This is a genomic window from Mesobacillus maritimus (genome assembly GCF_019749255.1).
In the GTDB taxonomy this organism is placed as follows: Bacteria; Bacillota; Bacilli; order Bacillales; family Cytobacillaceae; genus Mesobacillus_B; species Mesobacillus_B maritimus_A.
The window spans coordinates 63,637-78,765 of the sequence record NZ_JACWFH010000014.1 but is presented as its reverse complement, the minus strand read 5'-3'; the positions used below and the strand labels follow the sequence as shown (position 1 = coordinate 78,765).

At 38.4% G+C, this 15,129-nt stretch carries 18 protein-coding genes; 4 read left to right on the top strand and 14 right to left on the bottom strand.

Going from position 1 to position 15,129, the window contains the following annotated elements:
* Positions 1-346: 346 nt before the first annotated feature.
* From H0185_RS13250 to H0185_RS13235, 4 genes are all read right to left on the bottom strand, one after another.
* Positions 347-622 (bottom strand): YlbG family protein, encoded by a 276-nt coding sequence (locus H0185_RS13250; protein ID WP_221873976.1) that lies wholly within the window; start codon positions 620-622, stop codon positions 347-349.
* Positions 623-810: 188 nt separating this feature from the next.
* Complete coding sequence (locus H0185_RS13245; protein WP_221873975.1) at positions 811-1,254, bottom strand: YlbF/YmcA family competence regulator; 444 nt, start codon at positions 1,252-1,254, stop codon at positions 811-813.
* A 132-nt stretch (positions 1,255-1,386) separates the two neighbouring features.
* Positions 1,387-1,626, bottom strand: a complete 240-nt coding sequence (locus H0185_RS13240) for a YlbE-like family protein (RefSeq protein ID WP_221873974.1) — start codon at positions 1,624-1,626, stop codon at positions 1,387-1,389.
* A gap of 11 nt (positions 1,627-1,637) precedes the next feature.
* Positions 1,638-2,057, bottom strand: a complete 420-nt coding sequence (locus H0185_RS13235; RefSeq protein WP_221873973.1) for a YlbD family protein — start codon at positions 2,055-2,057, stop codon at positions 1,638-1,640.
* Between the two features lie 168 nt (positions 2,058-2,225).
* Here H0185_RS13235 and H0185_RS13230 point away from each other — a divergent pair, with 168 nt between their 5' ends.
* Positions 2,226-2,711, top strand: a complete 486-nt coding sequence (locus H0185_RS13230) for a PaaI family thioesterase (protein ID WP_221873972.1) — start codon at positions 2,226-2,228, stop codon at positions 2,709-2,711.
* Positions 2,712-2,974: 263 nt separating this feature from the next.
* On the opposite strand, the gene H0185_RS13225 is transcribed toward H0185_RS13230, so the two are convergent.
* Positions 2,975-3,406, bottom strand: coding sequence for a CBS domain-containing protein (locus H0185_RS13225; RefSeq protein ID WP_221873971.1), 432 nt, complete (start codon positions 3,404-3,406; stop codon positions 2,975-2,977).
* Between the two features lie 171 nt (positions 3,407-3,577).
* On the opposite strand from H0185_RS13225, the gene H0185_RS13220 reads away from it, so the two are divergent.
* Together H0185_RS13220 and ytvI are read left to right on the top strand one after the other, a co-directional pair.
* Entirely contained in the window at positions 3,578-3,937 is a 360-nt protein-coding gene (locus tag H0185_RS13220; RefSeq protein WP_221873970.1) for a YugN family protein, read from the top strand.
* Between the two features lie 161 nt (positions 3,938-4,098).
* Complete coding sequence (gene ytvI, locus H0185_RS13215) at positions 4,099-5,157, top strand: sporulation integral membrane protein YtvI (protein ID WP_221873969.1); 1,059 nt, start codon at positions 4,099-4,101, stop codon at positions 5,155-5,157.
* 81 nt (positions 5,158-5,238) lie between these two features.
* On the opposite strand, the gene H0185_RS13210 is transcribed toward ytvI, so the two are convergent.
* The 7 genes from H0185_RS13210 to cyoE form a co-directional block, all read right to left on the bottom strand.
* Positions 5,239-5,703 carry a DUF420 domain-containing protein gene (locus tag H0185_RS13210; RefSeq protein ID WP_221873968.1) on the bottom strand — a complete coding sequence of 155 codons (465 nt, stop codon included), beginning with the start codon at positions 5,701-5,703 and terminating at the stop codon, positions 5,239-5,241.
* Between the two features lie 44 nt (positions 5,704-5,747).
* Complete coding sequence (gene ctaG / locus H0185_RS13205) at positions 5,748-6,659, bottom strand: cytochrome c oxidase assembly factor CtaG (protein WP_221873967.1); 912 nt, start codon at positions 6,657-6,659, stop codon at positions 5,748-5,750.
* 162 nt (positions 6,660-6,821) lie between these two features.
* Positions 6,822-7,157 (bottom strand): cytochrome c oxidase subunit IVB, encoded by a 336-nt coding sequence (gene ctaF, locus H0185_RS13200; protein ID WP_221873966.1) that lies wholly within the window; start codon positions 7,155-7,157, stop codon positions 6,822-6,824.
* A gap of 4 nt (positions 7,158-7,161) precedes the next feature.
* Positions 7,162-7,791, bottom strand: a complete 630-nt coding sequence (locus H0185_RS13195) for a cytochrome (ubi)quinol oxidase subunit III (protein WP_221873965.1) — start codon at positions 7,789-7,791, stop codon at positions 7,162-7,164.
* Positions 7,791-9,656 carry a cytochrome c oxidase subunit I gene (gene ctaD, locus H0185_RS13190; protein WP_221873964.1) on the bottom strand — a complete coding sequence of 622 codons (1,866 nt, stop codon included), beginning with the start codon at positions 9,654-9,656 and terminating at the stop codon, positions 7,791-7,793. The genes H0185_RS13195 and ctaD overlap by 1 nt, the downstream gene beginning before the upstream one ends.
* Before the next feature lie 25 nt (positions 9,657-9,681).
* Entirely contained in the window at positions 9,682-10,749 is a 1,068-nt protein-coding gene (gene coxB, locus H0185_RS13185; protein ID WP_221873963.1) for a cytochrome c oxidase subunit II, read from the bottom strand.
* 136 nt (positions 10,750-10,885) lie between these two features.
* Positions 10,886-11,824, bottom strand: a complete 939-nt coding sequence (gene cyoE, locus H0185_RS13180) for a heme o synthase (protein WP_221873962.1) — start codon at positions 11,822-11,824, stop codon at positions 10,886-10,888.
* Between the two features lie 614 nt (positions 11,825-12,438).
* Between cyoE and H0185_RS13175 the strand changes: the two genes are divergently transcribed.
* Entirely contained in the window at positions 12,439-13,407 is a 969-nt protein-coding gene (locus H0185_RS13175) for a COX15/CtaA family protein (RefSeq protein ID WP_221873961.1), read from the top strand.
* A gap of 96 nt (positions 13,408-13,503) precedes the next feature.
* On the opposite strand, the gene H0185_RS13170 is transcribed toward H0185_RS13175, so the two are convergent.
* Both H0185_RS13170 and H0185_RS13165 read right to left on the bottom strand, forming a co-directional pair.
* Positions 13,504-14,703 carry an FtsW/RodA/SpoVE family cell cycle protein gene (locus tag H0185_RS13170; RefSeq protein WP_221873960.1) on the bottom strand — a complete coding sequence of 400 codons (1,200 nt, stop codon included), beginning with the start codon at positions 14,701-14,703 and terminating at the stop codon, positions 13,504-13,506.
* Positions 14,704-14,830: 127 nt separating this feature from the next.
* Positions 14,831-15,112: an Fpa/YlaN family protein gene (locus H0185_RS13165; RefSeq protein WP_221874001.1), complete on the bottom strand. Its 282-nt coding sequence runs from the start codon at positions 15,110-15,112 to the stop codon at positions 14,831-14,833.
* Positions 15,113-15,129 lie beyond the last annotated feature (17 nt).

Sequence of the window (15,129 nt, the reverse complement as noted above, 5' to 3'; positions counted from 1 at the left end):
TAAACCCCTTCATTCCTTAAGTCATTTCTACCTTATCCTACCACATGTGAAAAAATATAATCAAAAAGTGTATAAGCTGGTCCTTTATGGAAATAATGTAAGTAACAACATCAATTTGAGGATGTTGTTGCCAACCGCGGAGAAGACTTACGTTTCCCCATAAGTTCTTCCTCCGGTTTCTCCTCTCCCTTTGCCTTCTATCCCAATAGAGGGATATAGAAGGACCCTGCAGATTATGCAGGGTTTCTTTTTTTTCTTTAAATATCTCAACAAACGTCGACAGGAGAAGTGTCATCAGTAAAAAAGCGCAAGCTCTTCGTCTATTGGACGAACGCCTAGCGCTTCATTAGATTCCCATCTTATAGTCATATTCTTTTGCTTTGTCTGGAGCCTTGTTTTCAAACTGTACCTTTAAATAGGGCTTATAGGATGGCTCAACCTTTTTAACAAAGGAGTATGCACTAATTTTCTGTATAAGTGCATCCGTGTCCTCAAGATCACAATATAATACAACATACTTAAGCTTTCTCGACACATAATGAACATTTCCAAATCTTCTTAACATCTTGGCTTGTTTTAACGAATAAAGCCAGACGATAATTCCTTGTCTTTGACCTATCATATTCTTTCCCCTTCAGAACACGCTTTTCCATAGTTTAGCATACAGGACCTTACTTTTACAATCACTCTAAGGAAGAATACGATCATACAAAGAAGAGCGGTAACGCCCTGTTCAGCGCATATATCCTAGAGTATCTCAACTGAGAAAGCCCGAACCGGACAAAAAAAGAGTATGGAAATAATCCATACTCAAGAACAACCACAGCTTCCGCCACTTCCGCAGCCACCACCGCATGAGGAGCCTGTGTCAAAAAATGGATTCCCCGTAGGGACCTTAACACTTTCAGACACAGAGCGACCAACAAGAACACTAATTTCATCTAATAGGCCTTGTAGATCATTTTCTGCTCTCTTAAATTCGGCCACAGCATCATCCAAATCTACTTCTCGTTTAAGAACACGGATTTGGCCCATCACCTCTTTATAATCAGGATGATATCTACCGAATCTCTGAACCTCTTCATAGCGTTCTTTCATCTTAACAAAAGCTTTCACTTTTGCTTGTGTTTCCTTGCTTGATTTTACTCTATATAAACATTGCCGATAGTTCTCAGCTATATCCGAATCTAGGACCATTTGAACAAGCTCTTCTGCTTTTTCCAAAAGTTCAATTCTTTCGATTGTAGCAAGCACGATTCGCCCACCTCCGTTTCATATTTTACCATGAAAGAGTATGAAAAGCGAAGGTTTCAATTAAAAGATAAACCTATTCACCCATAAACCGATATTAATAAAAGAAATAAGCTTCTTTTGCAGCAAAGAAGCTTAAGATTGTGAATTCATATTGGCAAACATATGCATCATCATGGAAGCCATTTGAACACTATTAGTAAATTTTTGTACTTGATGAGGAATCGTCTTTTCATAAAAATGGAGTGATGCAATTTCCATTGTATAGAGCTCCCTCGGGTCTCTTGCCAATTTCCGATACCAATTCGGATGTATTCGGATAAATTCATGTAAATCCTTTTGTTTTTGGATATGTTCAAGCACATCTTTTCTCATTTCGGACTCCTTTAATCTTTTCTAAACGAAAATGGGCTTTGAGGAGCATCACGTTTAGCTGGAGGTTTAGATGGCTGATTTCCCTGAAACTGCGAGAGCACCCCTTGTATTGCAGCAATCGCTTGACTAATGTTTCCAATTTGGCCTTGGAGTTGCTCTTGATCCATGTTTTTAACTGTATTGATAATTTTCGACATCCACTCTCCGCTTTTTTCCTGTTCCTTGGTGTCTTCTTGCTTTTGACTTACCTGATTCCCCTCACGGTATGAGTCCCACTTAGAATCCTCTTCTCCTAGCAAATACCATTCTTCATAGAGCTCTTGCCAAGTCACATTTCCATTTCTTACTTCCTTTATTAGCCCAGGATTTTCTTTGACAAACATTTTAAATTGCTGAATAGATGGATGTATCACTTTACCTTTATTGGTCATGTTCGTCACCTCACCTCGTTACACTTGCCTACCATAATTTATGTGTTCCTGTAAAAAATGTGAATGTAGACCCTTTTTTCTTCACTATGAGTTTTACCTACCCGTGAATCTAGGATAAAATGTTCAATGAGTTTTGTACAAAAGTACATATAAGAAAGAGGGTATCAGATGAAAAATCAAGCGTTACATCAACTTTTAGACGATTGCTTGCAAATAGCAGATGAAAATGATACAAAAATCATTGAGGACATCCTTTCCGGTGTCAAAAGAAAACTTGAAAGTGAGAACGGAACTTACATCGGACATATTTTACAAATGAAGCGGAATCCTGAAAGAGATACATTTGAACTTACCCTTCCACTTTCATCACTAGTGAACAACAATCTTGATATTCTCCATGGGGGAATCACTGCAACTGTCCTAGATACAGCAATGGGAATAATGGTTAATAAGGTACTACCGGAAGGACAAGCGGCTGTCACGAACCAACTAAACATCCATTACCTTGCTCCCGGTATCGGAAGCCATATTACTTGTAAGGCTAGAATTGTTCATCGCGGGTCTAAGACAATGGTTATGGAAGCCGAGGTAGAACGTGATGACGGGAAGAAGATTGCACATGCTACAGGAAGTTTTTTTATCATAAAAAAATAGCGAATGGTTTAACCATTCGCTTCACTCATTTCTATGCAAGAACCCATCCTAAAGGAGTAACCCCACTTAGCACTCGTCCCTTGTGGCCTTGCCTATTTCACCACTTTCTACTACGCTTGCCCTTCAACATCATGAGCTACACCTTATTAGAAGGCAAAAGAACAACTTTCTTCAGGAGTTTAAGCCGAACCGTCCAGAGTGTTAAAGAACCGCTTTCTAGACGTATCGTCTAATCCTCCGCACACGGAACAGCACTATTTCATCTACTGAAGCTGGTTTTGATCATGTTCGGATATCTCAGATAGTGCGACTTCAGCTTGATTATCCATTTTAGGGTTAATGGCAAAATCACCAAGAGCGACTATGCCCACGAGTTTATCTCCTTCAACAATTGGTAATCGGCGAATTTGATGCTCTGCCATTACCCTTCCTGCCTCTTCGGTAGACGTATCAGGAGTAATCGTCACTAAGTGTTCACTCATGACTACTTCAACCTTAGAAGACGGTGGCTTCTTTTCAGCAATTCCGCGAAGTACGATATCTCGATCTGTGATCATCCCCACTAATTTTTCTCCATCCACAATTGGGATAGCTCCTACGTTATTTTCTTTCATTTTCACTGCAACTTCATATACATTGTCAAGTAATGTGCAAGTTTCCACATCCGTGGTCATAATCTCACGAATTTTACCCATTTCTATCATCCCCTCGCATAATATTATCTACTTCTTTTAGATTCTCCGTTAAAAAACGATTTATGCCCGCTTAATACATTGCAACTTTTGATTATTTTTACTATTATTGATAAGGAGATGGGTTTACCATTATGTAGCATATTGCTTCTATGTGTTTTAGGAGGGTTGAGGATGATTTTTGAAAAGACCGGATTGGAAAATTTAAAAGCCGATCTAAACAGGTTAGACGAAGTATTGCCTGATTATGGACTAGAGCGTCATGGGCAATGGGATTATGAAAGAGTCACTTATGACCGTAGGTTTGATTTAAAAGAGGGTACATACTATCTTCGCCTGCAAGGGTATGCAGTTGAAGGAGATGTTGGTGCTCATAAAGCTGTCATTCAGTTAATGGAGCCACTTCTTGGGAAACATTATTACCCACACGGTGTTGAGTATGGAGAGAACGAACACTTCCCTAAATCACTTGTAAGTCAGTGTGAAAAGGTCCTTAAGGACGTAAAAGAAGCAGTAGAGAAATTTGCTCTTTAAACTCAAAAAGAAAGACGCAGAGATGCGTCTTTCTTTTTGAGTTTTTCAGATAATGTATGCTTATCTGAAAAGTTCATGGCGTATTAATTAAAATAATACTATAATAAAGGTACTCATAAAATTTTATAAAAGTTAACCTATCGTTTAGAAAGGGGTCCAACTTGACTAGATTTGTTACAAAAAGGAATATATCCATTCTAATCGCTATTATCCTAATAGCCTTACTTTTCTACATTATACTCCCTGTTTCTGTTCCATTGATTAGTGCGTTATTTACAGCAATCATTCTTGAACCACTGGTTCGTTTTATCAAAAGGAGAACAAATATCGGCCGCAAGTTTGCCGTTATCATCATCTTTATTGGTTTTCTAATCTTGATTGGTTTATCAGGGTATTTTATTACAACCAAAGTTATTACCGAGGCAATAAATATTGTCGAAAATGCACCAAGGTACATCAATGATATTACGAATGCTTGGTTTGATGCACAAGATCGATTTGTTGAAGCAGCTAAAGATTTCCCAGATGAATTGGTACATGAGGTTAACGACCGTGGCGAGGAATTTTTACTGAATGCAAGAGATGATTTACTTGCCTTTATTAACATCAATAATTTGAAAGCTCTTCTTACAAACATTCCGAACTTTCTAGTTAGCTTTTTAGTTTATTTAATTGCCCTATTCCTGTTCCTTCTTGACTTACCGAGACTTAGGAATGGTTTCTATAGCTTTTTGTCAGAAAGAACTGCTGAAAAGGTTAATTTCATGACATCGCGTCTCTCCAATGTAATTACCGGTTTCTTTAAAGCTCAATTCCTAGTGAGTGTCATTATCTTTGTGGTGTCTTTTTTAGGACTTTTATTGATAGTCCCTGAACTCGCTTTATTTATGTCACTGATTATTTGGCTAATAGACTTCATTCCTATCATTGGGTCCATTGTTATACTGGGTCCTTGGGCTATATTCCATCTTTTAGCTGGAGACATTGTGATTGGTACCAAGCTTGCTATCTTGGCTGCCGTTCTTTTAATTATTCGGAGAACTGTAGAACCTAAGGTAATGGGAACACATATTGGTTTATCTCCACTTGCAACTTTAATTGCGATGTACCTAGGTTTAAAACTGATAGGTATGGCTGGATTTATTGTCGGTCCACTATTGATTATTGCCTTTAACACAGCCAGAGAAGCCGGCATTATCAAAATGAATTTTAAAATATAAAACCGGACTTAATGTCCGGTTCTTTTTTATGCAAAAAAAAAACTGCCATTTGGCAGCATTTTTAATAACCACACTATTCTATTAACCACCCAATATCGCTTTAATAAGAGAGGTTGTCTCTCCTCCATGATAAAAAACATACAATAGTAAATAAACCGCAACACCTGTGATTCCAGTAAAAAACCAGACAATGCTCGTCACTGGTCCTAATTTTCGGTGGAAGCCAAGTCGCTGTTTATACCCAGTCCAAAGGGAAGTAATACCTAAGACCGCCCCCACAGTAGCAAGCGAAATATGGAAAATTAGGAACACCGTGTAATAGATTTTTATATCATCTGGACCCCCGAAGGAAGTATTGCCTAAGAACAAGGTTCTAGAAGCGTAAATTATAAAGAAAATGACCGCAAAGATTCCTGCTAGTGTCATTGTTTTCCTGTGCTTCTCTATTTCTCGCTGTTTAATTTGCCACCAGCCAATCGCGACTGTGATCGCACTTAACACAATAAACGTAGTGCTAATAGTTGGAAGAATTGGAAGGTTCCCCATACTTATTTTCCTCTTTCTTTCGTTGTAATATTTTTCTTTCTGATTTACTCTGTTGGCTGTGGATGCTGTTGACGGTATAGTGCTAGTTCCTCTTTTTCCTTTTCCTGTTCACTGTTGTACCAGTTAAAGAAGGCATACGCAAGGACAACTCCATACACGATTTCCTGAATAATCTTCATCACAACTCCGCCAAGACGCTGGTCCTCTAGTAAGGAGAGTGAACTAAACATCTCCGGACCACTAAGGTTCAACATAGATAGTGTCGAAGCAGGTACGCAGAGAGCCAGTGCTTGTGCCCATGCATTGGGATCTGAAAAAGTTGCGTATATTGGTGTATCAGCAAAGATAATTAATGCACATGCAGGTGTTAATAGAATGCCATCTGCAAAAATATACCCTACCTTCTTCAAGCCTGATAGAGATTGTTGTTCAGGTAAAACATTAAGCAATGGCCACCACATCACAATGGCTAACACAAATAACAGCGTAGTATAACCGGCATGCAACCACATATCCGTTTTTATCACATCAAATATTAACGGAATATGATAAAAAGAAAATATCCCATTAAACAATACCAGTGCTATCAAGGGCTTAGTCATAAGCGAAAATAATGGTTTTATAATAGGTTTATTGATAATTCCTCTCCAAATCCAGTTAGGCAAACCAAATATGAGCAATGGCGGAATAACAAGATATAGTGTAGCCATTTGAATCATATGAGCATAAAAGGTGATATGCCCTAGTAAGTCTAGTGGAGACCCTTTCACTCCGTAGAGTAGGATAATTCCAGTTGTAAAGAACAAAGACTGTTTCAATGTTCCTCTTTCGCTATCTTTAAAACGTGGATAGTATTTAAACACCAGTAGGTAATAAATAGCCAAAATAATTATTAGACTAGCTAAATAAAAAGGGCTCCAGTTTGCTCTAAAACCAAACAAATCAAGAGAAAACATTATAAATCACCTCATAATTAATAGAAAAGCTTTTTCATTCATTATACCTGTTCTAACTAAGTAACCGCAATGAAACAGAGTTGTTTTTCTTTTTCAAGAGCGTAAGTCAAGGTAATGAAAAAAAATCGGCATGGTTGCCGATTTTTTTCCTATTTTCCCTATTTACCACCAAATGATTGTCATAAAAGCTAGGACCGTAATGAACCCTACAAGTACTCCTGAATAAAGGAATAGTTGTGGAGCTTCATGACCCTTATGGCTCATATGCATAAAATAATACAGTTGAAAAATTACTTGAACGACCGCCAAGAGCAGGATGAATGGTACTACGAACCAGTTGGATAGATCACCAAATCCGACTGCTGCGAACGCAATTAACGTTAGAAAAATCATTAGAGAAAAGGTAATAACCTGGTATCTCATATCCTCAGCATTTTTTTTGCGTCGATAGTCAAGGTCAACTCTTGGGTTTTCTGAAGTAGACTGTTGATTTGCCATCAGTTTATCCCACCATTCCCATTAAGTATACGACTGTAAAGATAAATACCCAAACAACATCGATAAAGTGCCAGTAAAGACTAGCTAAATAAAATTTTGGTGCATTGTATAAGCTTAATCCTCGCTTCGAGTTGCGAATCATTAAGACAATAATCCATAACAAACCGAAGGCAACGTGACCACCGTGGAAGCCTACTAGTGTATAAAATGCCGATCCGAATGCGCTACTAGTAAAGCTATGATGATATTCATGTACGTAGTGATTAAACTCATAAATCTCAAAACCAAGGAAAGCAAGCCCTAACAGAACAGTAATACCTAACCAAAGCTGCATTTTCTTAAACTCAAAGTTTTTCATATGGTGCATTGCATAAACACTTGTTAGTGAACTTGTTAAAAGCAACATGGTCATAAGAAAAACGAGTGGCATCTCAAACAAATCTTTGGAAAGTGCGTGATCTGCTGTAGGAACCTTATCCTTTAAGGCTAGGTAGGTTGCGAAGAGAGAGGCGAATAATACTGTCTCTCCCCCCAAAAAGAACCAGAACCCTAAAAATTTATTTTTCGCTTCAAGGGTTGCTTTCTCAGGCGACGCAGGCCATGTTTCATTTGTCATTTTTTCTTCAGCGTGCATTATGCCTTCCTCCCCTTATCTTCATCAATCAGGTCTTCTTTATGAATATGAAAACCGTGGTCATCCTTGATTGAACGTGTGAACATAGAAAGCAATGTAACTAGCAATCCAAGGATTAAAACTGGAAGTCCCCATGAATAATCCAAACGGTACATCGCTCCAAAGGCAGCAATGAATAATCCAAGTGAAATCATAAATGGAATAAAGGAGTTATTTGGCATATGAATATCCCCAAGTGGCTCTGCGGGAGTCATCTCTTTCTTCCCTTCCATTTTTTCAATCCAATACGGATCCAATCCACGAACTAACGGAAGCTGCTTGAAGTTATAAAATGGTGGTGGTGAAGCAATCGCCCATTCAAGCGAACGTCCATCTCCCCATGGGTCATTTCCTACCTTAACGTTCTTAACACTAGTAATAACAATATTAATTAACAAGATGATAACTGCAATGGCCATGAAAAAGGCACCAACAGTTGAAACAACGTTTCCTACCTCAAGTCCTTGATTCGGAAGGAATGTAAAAATACGACGTGGCATCCCCATCAATCCAAGGAAGTGTTGAATAAAGAATGTCAAATGGAAACCAATTAGGAATAACCAGAAAGTAATTTTTCCTAAGAATTCATTTAACATTGTTCCAAACATCTTTGGCCAATAAAAATGGGTTGCAGCAAGGATCGCAAGAACAACACCACCTACAATAACGTAGTGAAAGTGAGCTACAACAAAGTAAGTATCATGGTATTGGTAGTCTGCCGCAGCAACAGCAAGCATAACACCTGTTACTCCCCCCAATAGGAACGATGGTACAAATGAAACAGCGTACAACATAGGAGTGGTGAATCTAATACTGCCTCCCCACATCGTAAACAACCAGTTAAAAATCTTAATTCCAGTCGGTACAGCAATTGCCATTGTCGCTACTGCAAAAATGGAGTTTGCAATCGGACCTAATCCAGTTGTAAACATATGGTGAGCCCAAACCATGAATCCTAAGAATCCAATCAATACTGTCGCAAAGACCATTGATGAATATCCAAACAGACGCTTTCTAGAGAATGTTGAAATAATCTCAGAAAAAATACCAAATGCTGGTAAAATTAGAATGTAAACTTCTGGGTGACCGAAAATCCAAAATAGATGCTCCCAAATGACTGTGTTTCCACCCATAGTCGGGTCAAAGAAATTTGCCCCAAACAAACGGTCAAAGGTTAAAAAGAAAATTCCGACTGTTAGTGGCGGGAACGCAAATAAGATTAATGCAGATGCCACAAAAGTAGTCCATGTGAACAATGGCATCCTCATATAAGTCATACCTGGTGCACGCATATTAATAATGGTTACCAGGAAGTTGATTCCACCAATCAAGGTCCCAAAACCTGAAATTTGCAAACCAAGTGCATAAAAGTCAATTCCGTGTCCTTCGGAAGCAAGTGATAAGGATGCATATGACGTCCAACCTGCATCCGGTGCTCCACCTAGGAACCACGAAAGATTTAGGAATAACCCTCCAAATAAAAACAGCCAAAATCCTAATGCATTTAGGAATGGGAACGCAACATCACGTGCCCCAATTTGCAATGGCATAACTGCATTCATAAATCCAAGTAGAATCGGCATTGCAGCAAGGAATATCATTGTCGTTCCATGCATGGTTAAAACTTCATTATAAAAACCTGCACTTACAAAGTTATTATCTGGTATAGCTAACTGGATTCGGATTACCATTGCTTCCAATCCACCGAGCACAAAGAAAAATCCACCAGCTATCAAATAAAGGATAGCAATTTTCTTATGGTCGACAGTGGTTAAATAGTCCCATAAAACAGCGCCTACCCCTTTTTTCTGAGCATAGGTACTCACAGTTTTACCTCCATTTCTTCCTCTGTTATTCTTGGACCTTCAAGCCCATTAAGTATTGAGTTACCGCATCAATTTCCTCATCAGACAAGTTATATTTGCCAGTCATCTTATTCCCCGGCTTCACACTTTCAGGATCTTTCAGCCAATTTTTAATGTTTTCTTCATTATGCTCTAGAATTCCCGCCACAAGGGTACGATTACCAAAGTCAGTTAAGTTAGGACCCATACGAGCTTGTTCTGGAGTAGTGTTTGCAGGTGTTACAGCGTGACACCCAATACAGCTGTTATTAAAGATCTCTTGTCCTGCTTGTGCATCTGCAGTTTCCGCCTGAACTGGCTCTGTAACGGATTGCATATCTGCTATCCATTGATCAAATTCCGCACGTGGAAGAGCTTTCACTTTAAAATCCATCAATGCATGTGAAGGTCCACAAAGTTCAGCACATTTACCATAGAAGATGCCTCCAGCTTCATCAGCCTTAGCAGGGTCAAATTCAAGCCAGAACTTGTTTACATTATCAGTATTTGTATCCATTTTCCCACCAACAGGAGGAATCCAGAATGAATGCTTAACATCTGATGCTTTTAGATTAAAGTAAACCTTTTCACCAGTTGGCACCACTAAATCTTGACTTGTGACAATTTCCTCATTAGGATATTCAAATTCCCACCAATAAAGATTCGCACGCACATTCACAACAAGCGCATCCGATTTTCCGTCTTCGTTCTTTTTCTCCATTGAAGAAACATCAGCAAGTTTAAATGTTGCCGATACAGTAGGAACAGCCAGAACTAATAATAATAAGATTGGAATAACCGTCCAAAGAATCTCCAATGTGTGACTTCCCTCAACCTGTTTAGGGATTTCATCTTTACTTTTCCGACGGAAACGTACCATTACAACAATAAATATTACAGTTACAATTGCAATTACTCCTACCATGATTAAAGTACTTAGCACCATTAAATCATATTGCATTTGTGCAACTTCACCTGCCGGCTGTAGTGCGGACAGGAAAGGTTCACCGCACCCGGCTAGTAGTGCTATGACCGCAATCAAAGGTAGCAAACGCCATTTCCCAAGCCTTTTCATAGCTTTTTAAACCCCTCTTTCATAAATAATTCATTAAATGATTCTGAAAATAATATATGGATAAATTCTCCCCGTCCCACAACGAGGAAAATGTCCCAGCAAATCTGACTAGTCCCTTAATTGGACTTAAATACCATTATATGAGTGTGACAATTACCATAGCTACGAATAAAATCGTCAGGTATTGTAATGAGTAGACAAACATTAGTTTTGCCCATTTAATGTCATCTTTAAATTTACGAGCGTAAAAACCTAAGACCAACCAACCAATATTCAATGCCGAAGCCAATATCAGAAATGGTACTCCTAATTCCGATAGAAGAAACGGTAGTGGTAGGAGAGCTATAATCCAAAGGATGATCGACTTTTTGGTTCTCGCAAACCCCTTGACTACTGGCAACATAGGTATACTAGCAGCACGATATTCCTCTGCTCTTCTCATAGCAAGCGCATAGAAGTGTGGAGGTTGCCAGAAAAACATAATTAAAAACAACACCCATGCCATCATACTAAGGTTACCATCAACAGCTGCCCATCCAATTAATGGCGGAACAGCACCTGAAATGCTCCCAACAATTGTATTAGAGACATATAGACGCTTAGACCACATACTATAAAGAACTACATAACTGAAAACCCCGATTAAGCCAATAATCCCGGCTGTTATCGTGGTCATAAACAATAGAACTGATCCAATCCCAATAAACAAGAACCCTAGGATAGCCACTTTTGCAGGCTGTATTTTCCCTGTAACAGTGGGTCTTCCTTTCGTCCTCTCCATTAGGGGATCGATGTCCCGGTCTATGTAATTATTTAAACTACAAGAACCCGCAATAATTAATGATGAACCAATCAATGTTAAAAAAACAATGTCTAGGTTCCCCAAAAAGCGCATCCCACTGAAATGTAGAGCGAGCCATAGTCCAGTAAATGTCGTAATTGCATTTGAGTTAACAATTCCAACTTTTATTAGAGCTAGAAAATCTTTAACTACTGATGTTTCGCCCACACCAGCGTTAAGAGATTGCTGATTCCCATCCATGACAGCCCCATCATAAGCTTTTGGACTCGACATTCCCTCTCCTCCTTCTTTATTAAATTCTTATTTTAATCGAATTGGCAAAATTAATCCAGAAAAGACTGTTTCTCGAAACTTAGTTTATACTATTTACACCGTAAAAAAGGTGTTAAATGTTTGTGTAGGAAAGTAAAGTCTCTTTGTGTATATTAAATCACACTTTGGACTTTTTTTGTGTACTTTTTTTGAACAAAATCAATTGATTTAAGAAAAGTGTGGTGAAAAGTCTTTATTTTACAGGGTTTTCCTTTTTCGAACGTTTTTTTGAAAATTATCCCTCGCTATAAACCTCAAACCATATAGCTCTTAGGTTATCCCGAGTATTATTATTCTTTAGAAATTTTTGAATCGATAACTTCCTCTATATTACTAACAAATACTTGCTCTTGAAGCAATCTTTTTGCCCAGATTTAGGTAGTTTTCTTTTCATATTGAATAATAGGATTAGTTTGTGTAGTATCATTTAGGGGCACAGTGTGGCTTTCTATCTTTTTATTCTTAAATCAGCTATGATAGATTTGAATTACTCAAATGTGATCATTCATCACCAAATTATACTCGAGTAATAATTATATGACAAATTTGAATATTTAAACAAGCAGGTGAATGTATTGAAACGCTCTTTAAAATGGTTGGCAGTCTTAACGACGATTGGTATGCTTTTCGTTTTACTAGGTGGTGCACTTGTTACAAAAACAGATTCTGGAATGGGTTGCGGCCGTTCATGGCCTTTATGTAATGGAGAGTTTGTTCCCACTGATATCACTCCGGAATTAGTGATTGAATTGGCACACCGTTTAGTATCAGGCGCACTCGGATTCATGGTATTAGTTCTTGCCATTTGGTCTTGGAAGGCTATTGGACATATACGAGAAACAAAGTTTTTAGCCTTTTTATCCTTCTTTTTTATTCTCCTTCAGGGCCTTATTGGAGCAGCAGCTGTAGTTTGGGGCCAAAATGACTTTGTGCTTGCTGCACATTTTGGGATTTCATTAATTTCTTTTGCTGCTGTATTCCTTTTAACACTATTGATTTTTGAAATTGATAAAAAGTTCAATGCAGAAAAAGTAATTATTGATAAAAGGATGAATTTTCACATTATCGGAATCACTATTTATAGTTTTATTGTTGTATATACCGGGGCCCTTGTTCGACATACCAACTCTAGTTTAGTTTGTCCTGACTGGCCACTATGTGTAAACACCTCGCCTAGCCTACCAGATAATTTATATCAATGGGTCCAAATGGGGCACAGGGCTGCGGCGGGTTTAATATTTATTTGGATCGCATATGCAACCTTCGTGGCCGTCCGGCATTATAAACACCAACCTGTTGTTTACTGGTCATGGATTTCGTCTTTTGTTCTTGTATCCCTGCAAGTCATCGCAGGCGCATTGGTTATCTTTTCTAGACTAAACTTGTATATCGCACTTGCACACGCCTTTTTCATCTCTTGTTTATTTGGAGTTCTCAGCTACCTAATCTTGCTCGTCTCTCGTAACAAGAAAAACGCAATCGCTTTATTGAAACAAGACAAAGTCGATGCTGAATCACGCAAATATATACCACCAGCGCAATAAAAGATCATTAATGCGACATTGGCTCGTTATACACAATGTTAGTGATAAGACATAACAATACGCAAAAAGCTGCAGTCCATAGACTGCAGCTTTTTATTATGATTTAAAATTGAATTTTTGTCCCGACGCCTCAGTTTGCACTGAGGTGGTAGCTTGTGTTTTTTTAGGTTTGTACTTTTCTTCGTATTGAACGAACATAGACACATTTACCAGAATTCCCATTGAAATCGCCATTTGTAGAAGCGATGAGCCTCCGTAGCTTACAAATGGAAGAGGTACCCCCGTTAATGGTATTACGCCTGTTGCACCACCGAGATTAATAAATGCCTGAATCCCAACCATACTCGATATCCCAATCGCTAACAAGCTTCCAAACGGGTCCTTACACTTCAGACCAATAAAAATCCCTCTCAAGACAATATATCCTAAACACAATAAGACAAATCCAACACCAAATATCCCCAGCTCTTCTGCAATAATCGCAATGATAAAATCAGTATGCGCTTCTGGTAAGTACCCAAGCTTTTGAACACTTTGTCCAAGACCTAACCCTGTTAATCCACCAGAACCGATAGCATAATAGGAATTTGCCAGCTGATATCCAGTGTCTAATTCATCAGCAAATGGATCGCTGTATGAAGTCAATCGATTGATTCTTGTTTCTGAGAAAATCTCATCTTTCATCACTAGCGATACTGGAGCAACTAAACAAGCAGCAATAATGACGAGTTTCATGATATTCTTCATACTCATTCCTGAAGACAAAATAATGGTTGAAGCAATTAAAAAGATAATACCTGCTGTTCCAAAATCAGGCTGTACCGCGACCAGGATGACCACTAGCGCTAGGTACACTAATGGTGGAGCGACACCTTTATCAAACTCATTGATATACGATTGTTTTTTGGCATAAACAGCAGACAAATAGATTATGACACCAAGTTTAGCAAATTCTGCAGGCTGAATGCTTCGCGCACCCACCTCGATCCAACTTAACGCATTGTTAGCTACCTTTCCCACTATAAACAACCCTGCAAGACCAAAAAGAGACAGAACCACCATCGGCAAAAGAAATTTGGTGTTTTTCATTATTTTGTAAGGGAACAGTGCTGTTATAATGAAAAACATCCCAGCAACCAATAAGTTCAATCGTTGTTTGTCAAAGAAAAAATCACTTGGAACCTCGTAGCGCGTCACAAGGCTAGCACTATAAACCATCACTAGTCCAAATATAGACAAGAGGGCAACTACTATGATTAAAGAATAATCATAGGACTTAATAATTTTTTTTACCATTATCTCTTCCCCATCTTCTATGTTGTAATATGTATTCTAATTATCCCTATGAATATCCTGCTTACGGGAAGGAAAGTTTAAAAAAAACTCAAACAATTCTCTAGAACTGTTTGAGTTTTTAGCTATCTTATTTTCTCGTGGAAGCTTCATGAAGAGCAGATAACTCTCTCTCAAGCTCACCGAGGATTGTTTTCCCTTCCGCTTCCTCTATTAAGCCGAGTCTAACTGCAAAATCTATCTCCCTCGATAACCCAAACATTTGCGTGTCCAAAACTTCTTCATAGAGAGGACATTGAGGCATAGTTAGGTTATCCATTTGCACTTTAATCAGCTTTAATATCTTATCAGCGTCAGCCTTCAATAAGGCATGGGCTTTTTCTTGGTGATTAATTATCATTTCAGACGCCAACATTGATCCCCCCGTTT